The organism is Metapseudomonas phytobenefica (genome assembly GCF_043392685.1).
Classification (GTDB): Bacteria; Pseudomonadota; Gammaproteobacteria; order Pseudomonadales; family Pseudomonadaceae; genus Metapseudomonas.
Window position 1 is genome coordinate 15,656 of the sequence record NZ_JBHZGM010000012.1, and the last position, 18,293, is coordinate 33,948.

General features: G+C 66.6%; 14 protein-coding genes. 1 reads left to right on the top strand and 13 read right to left on the bottom strand.

Going from position 1 to position 18,293, the window contains the following annotated elements; all coding sequences use genetic code 11:
* Position 1 precedes the first annotated feature (1 nt).
* The 9 genes from ACFW0B_RS11970 to ACFW0B_RS12010 all read right to left on the bottom strand — a co-directional run bounded on the left by ACFW0B_RS11970 (position 2) and on the right by ACFW0B_RS12010 (position 7,961).
* Complete coding sequence (locus tag ACFW0B_RS11970; RefSeq protein ID WP_449148332.1) at positions 2-703, bottom strand: ABC transporter ATP-binding protein; 702 nt, start codon at positions 701-703, stop codon at positions 2-4.
* A 4-nt stretch (positions 704-707) separates the two neighbouring features.
* The gene (locus tag ACFW0B_RS11975) at positions 708-1,430 is read right to left on the bottom strand and encodes an ABC transporter ATP-binding protein (protein WP_449148334.1); all 723 of its coding nucleotides are present in this window, start codon (positions 1,428-1,430) and stop codon (positions 708-710) included.
* Between the two features lie 84 nt (positions 1,431-1,514).
* Complete coding sequence (locus tag ACFW0B_RS11980; RefSeq protein WP_449148336.1) at positions 1,515-2,819, bottom strand: ABC transporter substrate-binding protein; 1,305 nt, start codon at positions 2,817-2,819, stop codon at positions 1,515-1,517.
* 82 nt (positions 2,820-2,901) lie between these two features.
* Positions 2,902-4,251, bottom strand: a complete 1,350-nt coding sequence (locus tag ACFW0B_RS11985; RefSeq protein WP_449148338.1) for an outer membrane beta-barrel protein — start codon at positions 4,249-4,251, stop codon at positions 2,902-2,904.
* 375 nt (positions 4,252-4,626) lie between these two features.
* Positions 4,627-4,842 (bottom strand): DUF3820 family protein, encoded by a 216-nt coding sequence (locus tag ACFW0B_RS11990; protein WP_449148340.1) that lies wholly within the window; start codon positions 4,840-4,842, stop codon positions 4,627-4,629.
* A 49-nt stretch (positions 4,843-4,891) separates the two neighbouring features.
* The gene (locus tag ACFW0B_RS11995; RefSeq protein ID WP_449148342.1) at positions 4,892-5,218 is read right to left on the bottom strand and encodes a DUF190 domain-containing protein; all 327 of its coding nucleotides are present in this window, start codon (positions 5,216-5,218) and stop codon (positions 4,892-4,894) included.
* Positions 5,219-5,267: 49 nt separating this feature from the next.
* Positions 5,268-6,011 carry an SDR family oxidoreductase gene (locus tag ACFW0B_RS12000; protein WP_449148344.1) on the bottom strand — a complete coding sequence of 248 codons (744 nt, stop codon included), beginning with the start codon at positions 6,009-6,011 and terminating at the stop codon, positions 5,268-5,270.
* A 305-nt stretch (positions 6,012-6,316) separates the two neighbouring features.
* Complete coding sequence (locus ACFW0B_RS12005) at positions 6,317-7,513, bottom strand: CynX/NimT family MFS transporter (RefSeq protein WP_449148346.1); 1,197 nt, start codon at positions 7,511-7,513, stop codon at positions 6,317-6,319.
* Positions 7,500-7,961: a nucleoside deaminase gene (locus ACFW0B_RS12010; protein WP_449148348.1), complete on the bottom strand. Its 462-nt coding sequence runs from the start codon at positions 7,959-7,961 to the stop codon at positions 7,500-7,502. The genes ACFW0B_RS12005 and ACFW0B_RS12010 overlap by 14 nt, the downstream gene beginning before the upstream one ends.
* Positions 7,962-8,131: 170 nt before the next feature.
* On the opposite strand from ACFW0B_RS12010, the gene ACFW0B_RS12015 reads away from it, so the two are divergent.
* Positions 8,132-9,004, top strand: coding sequence for a LysR substrate-binding domain-containing protein (locus ACFW0B_RS12015; RefSeq protein WP_449148350.1), 873 nt, complete (start codon positions 8,132-8,134; stop codon positions 9,002-9,004).
* A gap of 82 nt (positions 9,005-9,086) precedes the next feature.
* Here ACFW0B_RS12015 and ACFW0B_RS12020 read toward each other — a convergent pair whose 3' ends face one another.
* From ACFW0B_RS12020 to ACFW0B_RS12035, 4 genes are all read right to left on the bottom strand, one after another.
* Positions 9,087-10,544, bottom strand: a complete 1,458-nt coding sequence (locus tag ACFW0B_RS12020; protein ID WP_449148506.1) for an efflux transporter outer membrane subunit — start codon at positions 10,542-10,544, stop codon at positions 9,087-9,089.
* A 38-nt stretch (positions 10,545-10,582) separates the two neighbouring features.
* The gene (locus ACFW0B_RS12025; protein WP_449148352.1) at positions 10,583-13,690 is read right to left on the bottom strand and encodes a multidrug efflux RND transporter permease subunit; all 3,108 of its coding nucleotides are present in this window, start codon (positions 13,688-13,690) and stop codon (positions 10,583-10,585) included.
* Between the two features lie 118 nt (positions 13,691-13,808).
* On the bottom strand, positions 13,809-16,898 hold the full coding sequence (locus tag ACFW0B_RS12030) for an MdtB/MuxB family multidrug efflux RND transporter permease subunit (protein WP_449148354.1): 3,090 nt from the start codon (positions 16,896-16,898) through the stop codon (positions 13,809-13,811).
* The gene (locus ACFW0B_RS12035) at positions 16,895-18,163 is read right to left on the bottom strand and encodes an MdtA/MuxA family multidrug efflux RND transporter periplasmic adaptor subunit (RefSeq protein WP_449148356.1); all 1,269 of its coding nucleotides are present in this window, start codon (positions 18,161-18,163) and stop codon (positions 16,895-16,897) included. Before ACFW0B_RS12035 ends, ACFW0B_RS12030 begins: the two co-directional genes overlap by 4 nt.
* Between the last annotated feature and the right edge of the window lie 130 nt (positions 18,164-18,293).

Sequence of the window (18,293 nt, forward strand, 5' to 3'; positions counted from 1 at the left end):
GTCATGCCTCCGCCAGGCCGAAATAGGCCGCCTTGATCTGTTCCTTGCTCACCTCGCCCGGCTTGCCGGACAGGGAAATGCGCCCCTCCTGGAAGCAGTAGAAGCGGTCGGCGACGCTGAGGGCCTGGTTGATGTCCTGTTCCACCAGGATCACCGCCGTGCCATCGGCCCTGATCGAGGGCAGCGCGGCGTAGATGTCCTTGATGGTGGTGGGCGCGAGACCCAGGCTGATTTCGTCGCAGAGCAGCAGGCTCGGACTGGACATCAGCGCGCGGCCGATGGCGACCATCTGCTGCTGGCCGCCGGACAGCGCGGTGCCGGGGCGCTTGCGCAACTTCTCCAACACCGGGAACAGGCCGTAGATGCGCTCCAGGTTCCAGGCACCCTGGCGCTTGCTGTAGGCGCCGATCAGCAGGTTTTCCTCGACGCTGAGCGAGGGGAACAGCTTGCGCCCCTCCGGCACCAGGGCGATGCCGCGCTCCAGAACACGATTGGCCGGCAGACTGCCGATGGATTCGCCCTTGAAACGGATGGCCTCGGAGTCGTTGCGGATCAGCCCGGCCAGCGAGCGCAGGAAAGTGGATTTGCCGGCGCCGTTGGAGCCGATGATGGCGACGGTTTCCCCGGCCGCCAGGTCCAGGTCGATGCCGAACAGCGCCTGGAAGTCGCCGTAGCCGGCGCGCAGTTTGCGAATCGTCAGCATGACTTCAGCTCCCGATGCCCATGTAGATTTCCTGCACCTTCGGATTGGCCATCACCGCATCGGGCTCGCCCTCGTCCAGCTTGCGGCCGAAGTTGATCACCGCCAGGCGGCCGACCACCGCCAGCAGCGCGTGGACGATATGCTCGATCCAGATGATCGCGGTGCCGGAGCGGTGGATGCCCTGGATGGTGCCCACCAGTTCCAGGCACTCCGGCTCGGTGAGGCCGCCGGCGATTTCGTCGAGCAGCAGCAGTTGCGGCCTGGTGGACAGGGCGCGGGCCATTTCCAGGCGCTTGCGCTCCAGCAGGGTCAGCGAGCCGGCCAGGGCATTGGCTTTCTTCATCAGGCCGGTGAGTTCGAGGATGTGTGCGCACCAGGCGTAGCTGTCCTTCTCCGACTGGCCGGCACCGAAGGTGGCGCCCACCAGCAGGTTCTCGAACACCGTCATCTTCACGAACGGATGGGGAATCTGGTGGGAGCGGCCGATGCCACGCTGGCAGCGTATGAACACTGGCTCGCGGGTGACGTCTTCACCCTGGAAGCGGATGCGCCCGCTGTCGGCGGCAACGCCCCCGGCGATGAGGTTGAACAGCGTGCTCTTGCCGGCGCCATTGGGCCCGATGATGCCCAACGCCTCCCCGGGCGCCAGGGCCAGGCTGAGATCGTCGGTCACCTTCACCGAGCCGTAGCTCTTGTGCACCTGCTCCAGTACGAGGAGTTGTTGCATGTCGTGATACCTGCTTCATACCGCGCCCTCTCCCCCGTGGGGGAGAGGGCTGGGGAGAGGGGGTAAGGGGCGTAGCCCGGCCGGTCAATAGGCGATCGCCTGCATCTCCCCACCAACGGGAATCTGCGGCGCGGTCTGGTTGCTGGTGATCACCAGGTCGTAGGTGAATGGCCCGCCCAGGCGCCACTGGCCGGACACCAGCGGGGTCTTGGCGACGTTCTTCACCGGGCCGTTCTTCCAGCTCACCGGGCCGACCACGGTGTTCAGTTCGGTCTTGAGCAGCGCATCGCGGGTGGCCTCGGGATTACCCACTTCCTCGGTGCGCTGGAGGATGTCCACCGCCAGCTCGAACAGCGCATGGACGAAGCCCAGCGGCTGGGTCCACTGCTTGCCGGTGGCCTTGGTGTAACGCTCGGCCAGTTGCCCGGCGCTAAGGCCGTTGAGCGAGGACACGAAGGGATGGCTCGGGCTCCACCAGATTTCCGTGGAGAGGTTGTGCCCGGCCTTGCCCAGGGCTTCCACCGCCGAAGGGAACAGCAGCGCCTTGCCCACCGACATGGCCTTGGGCTGGAAGCCCTGCTGGCGCGCCTGGGTCCAGAAGGTGGTGAGGTCCGGCGGAATGACCACGCCGGTGACGATTTCCGCCTCGGCCTTCTTGAACGCGGAAATCTGCGCGGAGAAGTCGTCGGTCAGGCTCTGGAAGCGGCCCGGGTCCACCAGCTGGAAGCCCTTCTGCGCGAGCACCGGCGGGAAGCCCAGCTTGCTGTCGCCCCAGGCATTGCCGTCGCCGTCGTTGGGGAACAGGCCGCCGATCACCTTGTTGCTGCCCATGCCGCCCCACATGGCGGTGTAGGTGGCGATCACGTCTTCCAGGCCCCAGAAGAAGTGGTAGGTCCACTGGAAACCTTCCTCCGGCTTGCCGCCACGGGTGAAGAACCAGGGCTGCCAGGGCGCCACGGTGGAGATGCAGGGGATTTCGTTGATCTCGCACTGGTCCGACACCGGGTTGGTGGTTTCCGGGGTGGACGACACCAGCATCAGGTCGACGCCATCGGAAAGGATCAGTTCGTTGGCCACTTCGGCGGCACGGTTGGGGTTGGACTGGCTGTCCTTGACGATCACCTCCAGGCGGCAGCGCTGGCCGCCCACGGTAATGCTGTTCTTCAGCACCGACGCCAGGCTCTCGATGATGTAGGCGTCCGCGGCGGCAAAGGGCGCCAACGGCCCGGTCTGGGGGCTGACGTAGCCGATGCGGATGACCTTTTCCGCCGCCAGCAGCGGGGCCGAAGAAAAGCCCGCCAGCAGCGAGCCACCGGCCACGACGCCGCTCGCCCGCAGGAAATCACGCCGGGAGAGCCCGGCACCCAGGAGTTTCTTGTTGTTGTCCATGACGGATGCCTCGATTGGGGAATGAGGCCCGGCGCGGGCACGCAAGGGTGACCGGCCGGGGTGGCGATGAATTGAAGCCGGATCAGAAGAAGACGGTGATGTCGAAGGAACCCACCAGTTGGCTGTCTTCGCGGCCATCGCCGAAGGCGTCGCGGCCGTTGCCACTATGGATGTCGTAGCGCAGTTCGGGGCGCAGGCGGACGTTGGGCACCGGCGTCCAGGCCAGGTTGGTGGTGAAGCCGTAGAAGCTGCCCCAGCTCGGGTCGGGAATGCCGGTCTGCGTGTCGATGTTGGCCATCACCACATGTACCGGCGCGTCGGTGTAGAACCACTCGGCGCGGCTGTTCCACATCAGGTTGTCGCCCAGGCGGTGGTACCAGTTGACGTCGGTGCCGTACCAGTGGGCATTGCCCTTGTTGGCGAACGCGGCGAAGGCCGCGTCTTCCTGCTGGCCGTAGTTGAACTCCACGGCGACCCGGTTGCGCTCGTCGAGCACATGGGAAACCGTCAGGTAGGAGGCGTAGCGGGTCAGGTCCTCATCCTTGCTGCCGGCCGGAATGGGCGAGCCGCAGGCGCATTCGGCGAAGCTGTCGCCGGCGCCATTGCCGTAGATGTTTTCCCAGTCCACCCAGGTGCGGAAGTCGGCCGAGCGCCAGCGCAGGTTGGCGATCAGGTCCGGGTCGCCGTTGGGGTCCTGCATGTTGTTCCAGCCCTGCACCAGGCCCAGTTCGAAACCGAGCATGCTGCCGCCCTCTTCCTGGGGCAGCTTGAAGGAGTACAGCGCGCCGGTGTGCTTGGCCGGGCCGTGCATGAAGGAATAGGTGTGGCTGTAGAAGTCCGCCGGGGCCGGGCTGCCCAGGGCAAAGCCGATCTCGTTTTCCAGCGGGGTATGGAAGACGCCGAGCATCAGGTTGGAGCCGCCGAGCACCGGGATATAGAAGTCCAGGTAGGCCTGAGCGATGTTGAAGTTCTCGTCGTTGGCATCGGCGCTGCGGTTGACGCCGAAGTCTTCGTCGAAGCCGTAGGTCTTGAAGAAGCGCGCATCCTTGCCATAGAGCGCGGTGACGTTGAAGCCCCAGTCGGCTTCCTGCGGCATCGGCCCCGGGAACGGACCGACGCGGCCCACCACGTTGCCCTTGGGCGTCTTCTCGATGGCCAGGGCGAACTGGTTGAGGTTGAAGCCTTCGTCGTTGTTGAAGAAGGCCTGCTTGCTCACGTCGTCAGTGCCGTTGTCGTTGTAGATCCAGCCGGCCTGGGCCCAGCCATGGACCTTGATGCCGTAATCCTGTTCCAGGCCGTCGCCGAAGGCACTGCGCAGCAGCGAACCGGACGGCCCCGGCTCAGCGGCCTGGGCAAATGCAGGAAACAGCGCGGCGGCCGCCACGAGCGGGGCGAACAGGGAGATTGCGGGACGATGCTTGCGAGGAATCATGGCAGCTACCTTGTTGTTATTAGTCAGCCTGATGCGGACGCGCCCCGCTGGCAGTGCGGGGCTGGCTGTCCGGCTGGGGCGCAAGCTACAAGCGGCCCTCGCCACCAACAATTCCGGTTTCAGCGATATGAGTGTTTGCGAATCGAGAACAATCGCGCCTGCCCTGAGCTAGAGCGGCTGATGGGGAAATGGGGCGCGGCGCGGTGGGCGGTTATCGGACGGAATTACTTTGCGTACAGGGAAAGCAAACCTTGTGGGGGCGATTTCAATCGCTAAAGGGCGGCGCCGCTGCCCCCGGCGATGCCTGACAGGGCAGTCCTGCGGACTGCTTAGCGATTGAAATCGCCCCCACAGAACAAGCGGGCCGTGGGATTTTCAACGCTTCTTGCGCAACGGCTCCAGCAAGGGCTTCAGCCCGTTGTGGTCGATCTCCTGCATCAGCATCAGCAGCCGTCCGATCTCGCCCTTGGGGAAGCCTTCGCGGGCGAACCAGTTGAGGTAGTGTCCGGGCAGGTCGGCGATCAGGCGGCCCTTGTACTTGCCGTAGGGCATCTCGCGGGTGACCAGGAGCAGCAGGTCTTCGGGGTTCATCGGGCGGCCTTGCGGGTAAAGGAGGCGACGATTGTCGCAGAGCCAGGGCTCAGGCATCCACCGGCGTGCCCAGCAGGCCGAACTCCGCGGGCACCTTTACGTAGAACAGGGTCACGCCCTCCTCTTCCAGGCGCCTGAGCAGGGCGTCGCACTCCGCTTCGCTGAGGGCCATGAGGATCAGCATCGGCTGGTCGGCCATCTCGAAGAAGTGATGGGAATGAAACTGCCTGGTATGCCCGAAGCCTTCGATACCGGAAACCAGGGTGGCACCGCGCAGGCCCATTTCCATGGCCAGGGCAACAATCCAGTCGGCGAGCATCTTGCCCTCGTGACGGCGGTTCTGCTGGGTGTAGAGGGTGAGTTGGTAGCCTTTCATGCATGCAACCTCCTTAAGAGCCTGCTCACGATCGCGCGCGGGCGCCCGCTCAAATTATTCCGCCGTTGACGCGCAATGTCTGGCCATTCACCCAGGCACCCTCCGGGCCGACCAGGAAGGCCACCAGGTTGGCGATGTCCTCGGGGTTACCGAGGCGCTCCAGCGGTGCCTGCTTGGTCAGGCGTTCCACCAGTTCCGGGGACTTGCCGTCGAGGAACAGGTTGGTGGCCGTGGGCCCCGGCGCCACGCAGTTGACCGAGATGCTGCGGCCACGCAATTCGCGGGCGAAAATCGCACTCATGGTTTCCACCGCCGCCTTGGACGCCGCGTAGATGGCGTAGCCCGGCAGCCCCATCCCCACCACGCTGCTGGACAGGTTGACGATGCGCCCGCCGCTGCGCAGTCGCGAGGCGGCCAATTTGAGGGTGTTGAAGGTTCCGCGGGTGTTGATGGCGAACATCCGGTCGTAGAGCGCCATTTCGGTGTCGGCCAGCGGCACCAGGCCGGGCTGGATCACCCCGGCGTTATTGACCAGGATGTCGACGGCACCGAACTCCATTTCCGTCTGGTCGAACAGCACCGCGACCGCCACCGGGTCGCTGACATCGGCCAGCACCGGATAAGCCTTGCCCCCCGCCCGTCTGATTTCGTCCACGACCCGCTCGGCCGCTTCTGGCCGCGTGGCGTAATTGACCACCACCTGGATGCCGTCGGCTGCGAGACGGCGAGCGATGGCGGCGCCGATACCCCGGGACGCTCCGGTGACGATTGCGGTTCTGGCAGTTTCTGGCATGCGGCTCTCCCGTACGGCCCTCGAAGCCACGGCTGGTGCCGCTTGCGGGGCCTTTTCAGTGGTATAGCCGCAGATGGCGAAGCGTGTGAGACCGGCTATCCGGCGCCTGTAACGTGCGCTGTGCGCGCCGAGAATCCTCTGCCGGCCCTTCGAATCTGTGTAGGGGCAGCAGCTTGGACGCCGGCACGGACAGCCCCCTCTCCCTTCAGGGAGAGGGTTGGGGAGAGGGCCTTTTGCCTGTTGGGCCTCGCTGCGCTCGGACCAATCTACGGGGCCGCTGCGCGACCCTTGGCGAATGAATTCGCCTACAAGGCTTCAACCGCCGACGACTGGGTGACGCCCGATCCATAGCTCGCCGGACTGAACAACCGGGTCACGCCGAGCATCAGCAGCACGCCGACCACCAGCACCAGCCAGGCAGCGGTGAAGCTGCCGGTGAGCTCCCGCAGCCAGCCGCTGAGCCAAGGCGACACGGCGTTGATCAGGAAGCCCACGCCCTGCACGAAGGCGGCCAGTTGGCCCGCCTCGCGCGGGTCGCGGCGGTGGTCGAGGGTGAGGATCAGGCTGAGGGCGAAGCACGCACCCAGGCCGAAGCCAATCAGGGCGATCCACAGGGCGAACAGTTCCAGCGGCGCCCAAATCAACCCGGCGAATCCCACCGCCTGGGCGATCAGGCTCACCGACAGCAACGGCCGGCGATCCGTGCTGCGCTGCGCCAGGGCGGGCATGCCCAGGGCCGCGATGACCTGGAAGATGGTCATGAAGGCGAGCAACGAACCGCTGCGGGTCGGGCTCCAGCCCAGCTGCTGATAGTAGGCCGGCAGCCAGGCCACCATGCTCATGTAGCCGCAGTTGACCAGGCCGAAATACAGCGCCAGCAGCCAGGCCCGGCGATTGCCCATGAAGCTCGGGGACCGGCCAGCGGCGACGGGTCCCGGGCTCGGCAGCGGCCGCGACAGCCAGAGCGCCAGGGCCAGCACCGCCGGCACCAGCCAGAGCCCGAGCCCCGCCTGCCAGTGCTCGAAGCGCTGGGCCAGCAACGGACTGCTCAGCGCCGCCATGCCCCCGCCGCTCATCAGCGAAGCCGAATACACACCCATGGCCAGCGCCACCCGCCCCTCGAAGCGGCGCTTGATCACCGCCGGCAGCAGCACCTGGATCAGCGCGACACCGGCGCCGCCCAGCAAGGCGGTCGCCAGCAGCGGACCGGCCTGGCCACACAGCAGCCGCGCCAGACAGGCGCCGGCGATCAGCGCAAGGCCGAGGCCGATGCCGCGTCGTTCACCCAGTCCGCTCAGGCGATTGCCCAGCAGCGCCACCAGGCCCATGCAGACCACCGGCAACGTGGTCAGCAGCGCGGCGGTCTGGAAGCCCATGCCGGTGGCGCTGCGAATGTCCGCCAGAAGTGGACTGACCGAGGCGAGGATGGGTCGCAGGTTCAACCCCACGACCACCAGCAGGGCCCAGGCGGCAAGGTTGTCGAGACGTTCAGCGCGCGGCATGCAGGGCCTGCCAGCGGGCGTAGATTTTGCTCATGGCCGGTTGTGGCAGGTGCTGGATGTCCAGCTTCTGCGCCTCCAGGGGCAGCGCCATCTGCTGGTAGACCGCCGCGGTGGACAGGCCGAAGGGTTCTCCCACGGCGTTGGCGGCGGCGAACACCACCCGGCTCACGCCGCACAGGTGCATGGCCGCCAGGCACATGGGGCACGGCTGGCCGCTGGCGTAGATCACGCAGCCATCCAGGCGCGGGCCCAGTTGCCGGCTGGCGGCGCGGATGGCCTGGAGTTCGGCGTGGCAGGTGGGGTCCTGGGTCAGGTGGATTTCATTCACCGCGCGGGCCAGCACCTGGCCGTCGCGCACCAGCAGCGCGCCGAACGGGCGGCCGCCCTGCTCCACGTTCTGCCGCGCCAGTTCCACGGCCTGTTCCAGGTAATTGCGATCTTCAGACATGGGGTGCTCCATCAATCAGCGGGGGCCGGCGGCGATCAGCAACTCGGCAGGGAGTCCGGCCTTCATGGATCGCCTTCGCGTTTGGTCGGACGGGCGAAATTATGTCCAGCTGGTCAGGTATTCTGAAATTAAATATAACCATGCCTATCAGTGGTACCTGGAATACATCCATGTTCGATCCCCTCCTTCTGCGCAGCTTCGTCACGGTTGCCGATTGCGGGAACTTCACCCGCGCCGCCGAACGTCTGCACCTCACCCAGTCCACCGTCAGCCAGCAATTACGCCGGCTGGAGGAAAGCCTCGGCTGCCGCCTGCTGGACCGCAGCCAGCGCCAGGTGGTGGCCACCGCCGAAGGCGAACAGTTGCTCGGCTACGCCCGGCGCATCCTCGCCCTGCAGGAAGAAGCCGCCGAAGTGCTGCGCCACCAGCCCGGCAGCGGCGTGCTGCGCCTGGGGGTGCCCGAGGACTTCGCCGCCGAGCGCCTGATGCCGGTCCTCGCGGAATTCTCCGCCGCCTGGCCCGGCGTGCGCCTGGAGGTGACCAGCGGCCTCAGCCCGGAACTGCTGCGCCTGTACCAGGGCGGCGAGTTCGACCTGCTGCTGGTCAAGCGCATGGGCGATGGCGGCGACAGCCTGGCTTCCTGGCCGGAACCCCTCGGCTGGGTGGATAGCGCGTCCCGCCCGGCCTACGGCCGCGAGCCGCTGCCCCTGGTGGTCTTCCCCAGCGGCGGGCTGTATCGCAACGAGATGCTCCACGGCCTCGACGTGCAAGGCCGGCGCTGGCGCATCGCCTACTCCAGCGCCAGCCTGGCCAGCGTGCGCGCGGCGGTGGCAGCGGGCCTGGGCGTGAGCCTGCTGCCGTTGCGGGTATTGGGGCCGGAGCATCGGCTGCTCGGCAAGGCAGAAGACCTGCCGGAGATCCAGGGATTGCGGCTGGCGCTCTATGGGAGAAAGGGCTTGGGGCGTGCGGAGGATGAATTGGTGGAAAGGTTGAAGGCGCTATGCGGAGCAGATGACTCTTGTGGGGGCGAATTCATTCGCTAAGCGGGCCGCAGGCTCGCCCTAGCAGGCCAATGGGACAGCTGCGCTGTCCTTCGCGAATGAATTCGCCCCCACAGAAAAGCGATCAGGGCGTCTCTTCCGAATCCGCATCCACCTGCTCCAGCTGCCCCTGGTCCCAGCCGCCGCCCAGCGCGGCGATAAGCTGGACGCTGGTGGTCAGGCGGGAGCCCATCAGGGTCAGGACGGTGCGTTCGTTGTTCAGCGCGGTGGCCTGGTTGGTGACCACGCTGTTGTAGTCCACCAGGCCCGCCTTGTACTGGTTGGTGATCAGGCGCAGGGCTTCGCGGGCGGCCTCCAGGGCTTCCTGCTGGACCGCGCTCTCCTCTTCCAGCACGTCGAGCTGGACCATGTAGTCCTCGGTTTCGCGGAAGCTGTCCAGCACGGTCTGGCGGTAGGCGGCGACGGTCTGGTCATAGCTGGCTTCGGCCTGGGCCACCTGGGAGCGGATCAGGCCGCCGTCGAACAGGGTCATGGCGAATTCCGGCCCGATCGACCAGAAGCGGTTCGGCGTGGTGATCCAGTCATGCAGGCTGCCGCTGCGGTAGCCGCCGGCTGCACTGAGGCTGAGGCTCGGGAAGTAGGCCGACTTGGCCACGCCGATCTGGGCGTTGGCGGACATCATGTCGCGTTCGGCCGAGGCCACATCCGGGCGGCGTTCCAGCAGTTGCGACGGCAGCAGGGCCGGCACCCTTGGCAGTGTCGGGACGCTGTCCACCTCGGCAAGGCTGAACTCCGCCGGGGGCACGCCGACCAGCACGGCGATGGCGTTCTCCAGTTGTGCACGCTGGTACTTGAGGTCGATCGCCTGGGCTTCGGTGCTCTTGAGCTGGGTGGTGGCCTGGGCCACGTCGGCGCGGGTGACGATGCCGGCCTTGTACTGGTTCTCGGTCAACTTCAGCGCCCGCTGATAACCGGCGATGGTCGCTTCCAGCAGGCGCTTCTGGGCATCCAGCACGCGCAGTTGCAGGTAGTTCTGCGCCAGCTCCGATTGCAGGCTGAGGCGCGCGGCGGCGAGGTCGGCGGCGCTGGCCTGCATGTTCGCGGTGTCGGATTCCAGCTGGCGGCGCAGCTTGCCCCACAGGTCGATTTCCCAGTTCACGCCCAGGCTCGTGTCATAACTCTTGGACACGCCACCGCCGCCGGAGCTGGTGACCGTGGAGCCATCGGACAGGCGCACGGTGCTGTCGCCACCGCCCTGTCCCGAGCGGGTCTTGCCGGCATTGGCGGTCACCGAGGGGAAGAACGAGGCGCGGGCGCCACGGGCGAGCGCCTGGGCCTGGCGGTACTGGGCGACCGACTGGGCCAGGGTCTGGTTGGACTGTTCCAGGCGCAGTTGCAGGTCGTTGAGGGTGGCGTCGCCGTACAGCTCCCACCAGCGGCCACGCTGCTCCAGGTCCGCAGGGCTCGCCAGGGTCCAGCCTTCGGCATGCTTGAACTGCGCGGGCACGCTCTGCTCCGGGCGCTTGTAGTCCGGGCCTATGGCGCAGCCGCCGAGCAGCAGGCCGGCAAGGGCCAGGGCCATGGCGCGACGCAGGGGTTTCAGGGAAGTGGCAGCGGTGTTCATAGGGGTGTTTCCAGAGCGGCGTCGGTACGCACGCCACGCCAGCGGTTGAAGCGGTGGCGCAGACGGTCGAGTTGGAGGTAGACCACGGGGGTGGTGTAGAGGGTCAGCAACTGGCTCAGCACCAGGCCGCCGATGATGGCCAGGCCCAGCGGCTGGCGCATCTCCGCGCCTTCGGCCCCGCCGATCAGCAGCGGCACAGCGCCGAGGATGGCGGCAACGGTGGTCATCAGGATCGGCCGCAGGCGCAGCAGGCAGGCCTGGTGGATGGATTCGTCCGGGCCCAGGCCGTCGTGGCGTTCCAGCTGCAGGGCGAGGTCGATCATCATGATGGCGTTCTTTTTCACCACGCCGATGAGCAGGAACAGGCCCAGCAGCGAGATGAGGCTGAACTCGCCGCCGGTGAGCAGGATCGCCAGCAGCGCACCGACACCCGCCGAGGGCAGTGTCGAAAGGATGGTCAGCGGGTGGATGTAGCTCTCGTAGAGGATGCCGAGCACCAGGTACACCAGCACCAGGGCGGCGAGGATCATCCACGGCTGGTTTTCCTGGGTGGCCTGGAAGGCGCTGGCGCTGCCGCCCATGCGCGCGATCACCGAGCTGGGCAGGCCGATGGCGGCCACCGCCTTCTCGATGGCCACGGTGGCCTTGTCCAGGCTGACACCGGGCGCCAGGTCGAAGGCGATGCTCTCCGAAGCGAACTGGCCTTCGTGGTTGACCCGGTCTTCCTCCAGGCTGCGCTCGTAGTGAGCGAAGCTGGACAGCGGCACGCGCTGGCCATCGGCGGTGACCAGCTGGACCTGCTTGAGGGTTTCCGGGTCCTGGGCGTACTTCGGGTTGACCTCCATCACCACCTGGTACTGGTTCAGGGTGTCGTAGATGGTGGAGATCTGCCGCTGGCTGTAAGCGTTGTTCAGGGCGGTGGTGACCATGGACATGTCGATGCCCAGGCGCTTGGCGGTGTCGCGGTCCACCTTCAGGGTGACCTGCTGGGCACCCTCCCCTTCGTTGGCGTCGATAGCCGTGAGCTCCGGCAAGGCCTTGAGCGCGGCGGTGACTTTCGGCGCCCAGCTGCGCAGGTCGGACAGTTCGCCGCTCTGCAGCACGTACTCATACTGCGAACTGCGCTGTTCGCGCCCGCCACCGAACTGCAGGTCCTGGTCGGCCATCAGCATCAGGCGGCCACCGGGCACCTTGGGCAGGTTGGCACGCAGGCGTTCGATCACCTTCTGCGCCGACACCTTGCGCTCGGCGATGGGTTTCAGGCGCACGATCATGAAGGCGTTGTTGATGCCGCCGCTGCCGCCGATGAAGCCGGCCACGCTCTCCACGGCCGGGTCCTTGAGGACAGCACGGCGGAAGATTTCCATCTTCGGCTGCATCACGCTGAAGGACAGGCCGTCGTCGCCGCGGATGAAGCCGATCAGCTGGCCGGTGTCCTGTTGCGGCAGGAAGGTCTTGGGCACCAGCACGTAGAGGGCGACGTTGCAGGCGATGGTCAACAGCAGGCTGGCCAGGGTCAGGCGCGGATGGCGCAGGGCGACGCCCAGGGTGCGGTCATAGGCGCCAACCATGCGCGTATGCAGCGCCTCGCTCCAGCGTTGCAGGCGGCTGTCCTTGTCCGGCACATGGGGTTTGAGCCAGCGCGCGCAGAGCATCGGCGTCAGGGTCAGGGACACCAGTAGCGAAACCAGGATGGCCACCGCCAGGGTCAGGGAGAACTCGCGGAACAGCCGGTCGATGATGCCGCCCATGAACAGGATGGAAACGAACACCGCCACCAGCGAGAGGTTCATCGACAGCAGGGTGAAGCCGACTTCGCGGGTGCCCTGCAGCGCCGCCTTGAACGGCGCCATGCCCTCGTTGATGTGCCGCGAGATGTTTTCCAGCACCACGATGGCGTCGTCCACCACCAGGCCGGCGGCGAGGATCAGCGCCATCAGCGACAGCACGTTGAGGGAGAAGCCCATCAGGTACATCACCGCGAAGGTGCCGACCAGCGACACCGGCACCGCCAGCGCCGGGATCAGCGAGGCACGCAGGTTGCCGAGGAACAGGTAGACCACGAGGATCACCAGGGCCACGGCGATCAGCAGGGTGCGCTCGGCTTCGTGCAGGGTGGCGCGGATCACCGGCGAGCGGTCCATGGCCAGGTCCAGTTTGACGCTGGCCGGCAGCACCGCCTGCAACGCGGGCAGCTGCTGCTTGATGCTTTCGATGGTCTCGATGATGTTGGCGCCGGCCTGGCGGTTGATCACCAGCAGCACCGCCGAGTCGTCGTTGAAAAAACCGCTGTTGTAGCGGTCTTCCACCGCGTCGCGGACCTTGGCCACGTCACCCAGGCGCAGGGCCGCGCCGTCCTGGTAGCGGATGATCAGCGGCGCGTAGTCGGCGGCCTTCTCCAACTGGTCGTTGGCGCTCACCTGCCAGTGGCGCTCGGCGTCTTCCACCGCGCCCTTGGGCCGGCGCTGGTTGGCAGCGGCGATGGTGCTGCGCACGTCGTCCAGGGCGATGCCGTACTGGGTCAGCAGGTGCGGCTCCAGCTCCACCCGAACCGCCGGCAGCGAGCTGCCGCCGATCTGCACCTCGCCCACGCCCTTAACCTGGGACAGGCTCTGGGCCAGGATGGTGGACGCCAGGTCGTAGAGCTGGCCCTTCTCCAGGACGTCGGAAGTCAGCGACAGCACCATGATCGGCGCCTGGGACGGGTTGACCTTCTTGTAGGTGGGCATGCTGCGCATGCCGCTGGGCAGCAGGTTGCGCGAGGCGTTGATGGCCGCCTGCACGTCACGGGCGGCGCCGTTGATGTCGCGGTCCAGGTCGAACTGCACGATGATCCGCGTCGAGCCCTGGCTGGTGCGGCTGGTCATCTGGTTGATGCCGGCGATGGTGCCCAGCGAGCGCTCCAGCGGCGTGGTGACGCTGGACGCCATGATCTCCGGGCTGGCACCCGGCAGGCTGGCCTGCACGGTGATCACCGGGAAGTCCATCTGCGGCAGCGGCGATACCGGCAGCAGGCCGAAACTGACGCTGCCCAGCAGCAGGATCGCCAGGCTCAGCAGCATGGTGGCCACCGGGCGGTGGATGAACGGGGCGGAGAGGTTCATGGGAGGCGGCTCCAAGCTGCAAGCTTCAAGCTGCAAGCGGCCCCGTGCACGCAGTGAGGCCGAGGCAGTCCTGCTCTTCTCTTGCAGCTTGTGGCTTGTGGCTTGCCGCTGGCGCCCATCACACCTGCACCCCCGCGGCTGAGCGGCCCCAACGCCGCGCCAATCGATCAAACGCGAGATAGATGACGGGCGTCGTGAACAGGGTCAGTACCTGGGACAGCAGCAGCCCGCCGACCATCACCAGGCCCAGCGGCTGGCGCAGCTCGGCGCCGGAACCTGTGGCGAGCATCAGCGGCACGGCACCGAACAGGGCTGCCAGGGTGGTCATCAGGATCGGCCGGAAGCGCAGCAGCGCCGCCTGGTAGATGGCCGCCTCCGGGCTCATGCCCTGCTGCCGCTCTGCCTCCAGGGCGAAGTCGATCATCATGATGGCATTCTTCTTCACGATGCCGATCAGCAGGATGATGCCGATGATGGCGATCAGGCCCAGGTCATTGCCGGTCAGCAGCAACGCCAGCAAGGCGCCGACGCCCGCCGAGGGCAGCGTGGAAAGGATGGTCACCGGGTGGATATAGCTCTCGTAGAGCACGCCCAGCACGATGTACATGGTCACCACCGCCGCCAGGATCAGTAGCAGCGTGCTGGACAGGGACGCCTGGAAGGCCGCCGCCGCGCCCTGGAAGCGGGTCTGGATGCCTTCGGGCATGCCGATTTCCTGCTGCACCCGCTCGATTACCGCCACCGCCTCGCCCAGGGCGACGCCCGGAGCGAGGTTGAAGGACAAGGTCACCGCCGGGAACTGGCCGATATGGTTGATGGCCAGCTGGGTCTGGCGCTCCTCGACCCGCGCCAGGGCCGACAGCGGTACCTGCCCGCCGTCACGGTTGGCGACGTGGATCTGCTGCAGCGCCTGCGGGCCGATCACCTCGCCGGCGGCGGATTCCAGTACCACACGGTACTGGCTGGCCTGGGTGAAGATGGTGGAGATCTGCCGCTGGCCGAAGGCGTCGTAGAGCGCATCGGTGATGGCGGAGATTTCCACGCCCAGGCGCCCGGCCATGTCGCGGTCGATGTTCAGGTACACCTGCAGGCCCTTGTCCTGGAGGTCGCTGGCCACGTCCGAGAGTTCCGGCTGCTGGCCCAGGGCGTCCACCAGCTTGCCCGTCCACTCGTTGAGCAGATCGGCGTCCGGGGACTCCAGGCTGAACTGGAACTGGGTACGACTGACCCGGTCCTCGATGGTCAGGTCCTGCACCGGCTGCAGGTAAAGGCGGATGTCGCTCTGCCTGTCCAGCTCAGGCTGCAGGCGCGCGATCACCTCGCTGGCGGTGACGTCGCGCTCGCCGTGGGGCTTGAGGTTGATCAGCATGCGGCCACTGTTGAGGGTGACGTTGTCGCCGTCCACGCCGATGTAGGAGGTCAGGCTGGCCACCGCCGGGTCCTTGAGGATCAGCGCGGCAACCTTCTGCTGGCGTTCGCTCATGGAGCGGAAGGACACCGACTGCGGCGCCTCGGTGATGCCCTGGATGACGCCGGTGTCCTGCACCGGGAAGAAACCCTTGGGCACCGCGAGATAGAGCACCACGGTGAGCGCCAGGGTGCCGACCGCCACCAGCAGGGTCAGGCCCTGGTGCCGCAGGACCCACTGCAGGCCGCGGCCGTAGCGTTCGATCATGCCGTCGATGAAATCGCCGCTGGCCTTGTAGAAGCCGCCCTCCTCCTCTTTCTTCTCCCGCTTGAGCAGGCGCGCGCACATCATCGGCGTCAGGGTCAGGGACACCACCAGCGAAATCAGGATGGCCACCGCCAGGGTGATGGCGAACTCGCGGAACAGCCGGCCCACCACGTCCGCCATGAACAGCAGCGGGATCAGTACCGCGATCAGCGAGAAGGTCAGGGAGATCAGGGTGAAGCCGATCTGCTTCGCGCCCTTGAGCGCGGCGTTGAGCGGCGTCTCGCCCTCTTCCAGGTGGCGGGCGATGTTCTCCAGCATGACGATGGCGTCGTCCACCACGAAGCCGGTGGCGATGGTCAGGGCCATCAGCGTCAGGTTGTTGATGGAGAAGCCGGCCAGGTACATCACCGCGAAGGTGCCCACCAGGGACAGCGGCACGGCGATGGAAGGAATGATGGTGGCGCTCATCCGGCGCAGGAACAGGAAGGTCACCATCACCACCAGGGCGATGGCGAGGAACAGTTCGTGGCGCACATCGGTGATGGCGGCACGGATGGTCTGGGTGCGGTCAGTGAGCACCAGGACATCGATACCCGCCGGCAGGTTGGCGGTGATCGACGGCAGCAGCGCCTGGATGCGGTCCACCACCTCGATCACGTTGGCGCCGGGCTGGCGCTGGATGTTCAGCAGCACCGCTTCGTTCTGGTTGGCCCAGGCGGCGAGGCGTTCGTTCTCGGCACCGTCGACGATCTCGGCCACGTCCTTCAGGCGCAGGGCGGCGCCATTGTTGTAGGCGACGATGAGGTTGGCGTACTCCTCGGCGGACTTGAGCTGGTCGTTGGCGTCCAGCATCGACACGCGGGTGGGGCCGTCGAAGTTGCCCTTGGGCTGGTTGACGTTGGAAGCACTGACCAGGCTGCGCACGTCCGACAGGTTCAGGCCGTTGGCCGCCAGCGCCTCGGGGTTGACGCGGATGCGCACCGCCTGGCGCTGGCCACCGGCGATGCTGACCATGCCGACGCCATTGATCTGCGCCAGCTTCTGCGCCATGCGGGTGTCCACCAGGTTATGCAGCCTGGGCAGCGGCATGGTCTTCGAGCTGATGGCGAGGGTCAGAACCGGCGTATCGGCCGGGTTGACCTTGTTGTAGACCGGCGGTGCCGGCAGGTCGTTGGGCAGCAGGTTGGTGGCCGCGTTGATGGCCGCCTGCACCTCCTGCTCGGCCACATCCAGCTCCACTTCGAGGGAAAAGCGCAGGGTGATGACCGAAGCCCCGCCGGAGCTGGTGGAGGACATCTGGGTCAGGCCCGGCATCTGCCCGAACTGGCGTTCCAGCGGCGCGGTGACGGCGCTGGTCATCACATCCGGGCTGGCCCCCGGATAGAGGGTAAGGACGCGGATGGTCGGGTAATCCACTTCCGGCAGCGCGGAAACCGGCAGCAGGCGGTAGGCGACCAGGCCGGCGAGGAGAATCGCCAGCATGCTCAGGGTGGTGGCGACCGGCCGCAGGATGAACAGGCGAGAGAGATTCATACGCCGCCTTTCACGTCCTGGCCTTCGGGCTTGGCGCCCTGCAGCTGTTCAGTGGGCTGGCTGGGGATTTCGTCGGCGTCGTGCACCACCTCCACCTCGCTGCCGTCGCGCAGGCGGTCGGTGCCTTCCAGTACCACGCGCTCGCCCGGCTGCAGGCCGCTCCTGACCACGGTGCGCTCGCCGTCGTCCGGGCCGGTTTCCAGTTTGCGCACCCTGACCTTCTTCTCGCCGTCCATCACGTAGGCGAAGGTGCCCTGGCTGCCGAACTGCACGGCGGCGGACGGGATCAGCACGGCTTGCGGCAGCAGCTCTGCGCGCAGGCGGATATTGACGAACTGGTTGGGGAAGAGGCTTTCGTCCTCGTTGGCGAAACGCGCCTTGAGCTTCAGGGTGCCGGTGGTGGTGTCGATCTGGTTGTCCAGGCTCTGCAGCACGCCTTCGGCCTGCAGGCGCTTGTCGTTGCGGTCCCAGGCCTCGACCACCAGCGGCTGGCCGGCGCGGAACCGACTGACCACGTCCGGCAGCTGACCTTCGGGCAGGGTGAAGGCGACGCTGATGGGCTTGGTCTGGGTAATGACCACCAGCGGCGTGGTGTCACCGCTGCTGACCAGGTTGCCGAGGTCAACCTGGCGCAGGCCGAGGCGCCCGGAGATGGGCGCGCGCACCTGGGTGAAACCGAGGTTCAGCCGAGCTTCGGCGACCGCCGCCTCGTTGGTCTTGATGGTGCCGCGATATTGCGCCACCAGCGCTTCCTGGGTGTCCAGGGTCTGCTTGGCGATGCTGTCCTCGGCGTACAGGCCACGGTAACGGGCCAGGTCGATCTCGGCGTTCTTCAGCTGTGCGCGGTTCTGCGCCAGGGTGCCTTCGGCCTGCTGCAGGGCGACCTGGTACGGACGCGGGTCGATCACCGCCAGCAGGTCGCCGGCCTTGACCTGCTGGCCTTCCTCGAACTGCAGCTTGACCAGCTCGCCATCGACGCGGCTGCGCACGTTCACCGTGTTCAGCGCGGTGACGGTGCCCAGGGCCTTGAGATAGACCGGGAAGTCGGCCTGGGTGATGGTGGCGACGCGCACCGGCACCGGCCCCGAGAAGGCGCCGAAGCCGGGACGCCCCGGCCCGCCCCGGCCTCCCTGGTGATTCGGCTTGGCGGCGGTTTCCGGCCAGAACCACCAGATCAGGAGCACGAGCGCCAGCAAGGCGACGGCGATGGCCAGCCAGTTACGGAAGGAACGGGAGTTCGGGGATTTCTCAGTGTTCGGGGACATGATTCAGGTCGAAATAGGCGAGAGCATGAACGATAAGCAGTTGAATGCAGAAGGCAAAGTCAATTTACCGGCTATTTACTCAGGCCTGACGCAGCGAACTATCCTTGATGACCTGCAATCGCCCTGCTTT

Bases quoted from the DNA above. Each gene is read 5' to 3' on its own strand.
- ACFW0B_RS11970 (WP_449148332.1), bottom strand. From the start codon at position 703: ATGCTGACGATTCGCAAACTGCGCGCCGGCTACGGCGACTTCCAGGCG.
- ACFW0B_RS11975 (WP_449148334.1), bottom strand. From the start codon at position 1,430: ATGCAACAACTCCTCGTACTGGAGCAGGTGCACAAGAGCTACGGCTCG.
- ACFW0B_RS11980 (WP_449148336.1), bottom strand. From the start codon at position 2,819: ATGGACAACAACAAGAAACTCCTGGGTGCCGGGCTCTCCCGGCGTGAT.
- ACFW0B_RS11985 (WP_449148338.1), bottom strand. From the start codon at position 4,251: ATGATTCCTCGCAAGCATCGTCCCGCAATCTCCCTGTTCGCCCCGCTC.
- ACFW0B_RS11990 (WP_449148340.1), bottom strand. From the start codon at position 4,842: ATGAACCCCGAAGACCTGCTGCTCCTGGTCACCCGCGAGATGCCCTAC.
- ACFW0B_RS11995 (WP_449148342.1), bottom strand. From the start codon at position 5,218: ATGAAAGGCTACCAACTCACCCTCTACACCCAGCAGAACCGCCGTCAC.
- ACFW0B_RS12000 (WP_449148344.1), bottom strand. From the start codon at position 6,011: ATGCCAGAAACTGCCAGAACCGCAATCGTCACCGGAGCGTCCCGGGGT.
- ACFW0B_RS12005 (WP_449148346.1), bottom strand. From the start codon at position 7,513: ATGCCGCGCGCTGAACGTCTCGACAACCTTGCCGCCTGGGCCCTGCTG.
- ACFW0B_RS12010 (WP_449148348.1), bottom strand. From the start codon at position 7,961: ATGTCTGAAGATCGCAATTACCTGGAACAGGCCGTGGAACTGGCGCGG.
- ACFW0B_RS12015 (WP_449148350.1), top strand. From the start codon at position 8,132: ATGTTCGATCCCCTCCTTCTGCGCAGCTTCGTCACGGTTGCCGATTGC.
- ACFW0B_RS12020 (WP_449148506.1), bottom strand. From the start codon at position 10,544: ATGGCCCTGGCCCTTGCCGGCCTGCTGCTCGGCGGCTGCGCCATAGGC.
- ACFW0B_RS12025 (WP_449148352.1), bottom strand. From the start codon at position 13,690: ATGAACCTCTCCGCCCCGTTCATCCACCGCCCGGTGGCCACCATGCTG.
- ACFW0B_RS12030 (WP_449148354.1), bottom strand. From the start codon at position 16,898: ATGAATCTCTCTCGCCTGTTCATCCTGCGGCCGGTCGCCACCACCCTG.
- ACFW0B_RS12035 (WP_449148356.1), bottom strand. From the start codon at position 18,163: ATGTCCCCGAACACTGAGAAATCCCCGAACTCCCGTTCCTTCCGTAAC.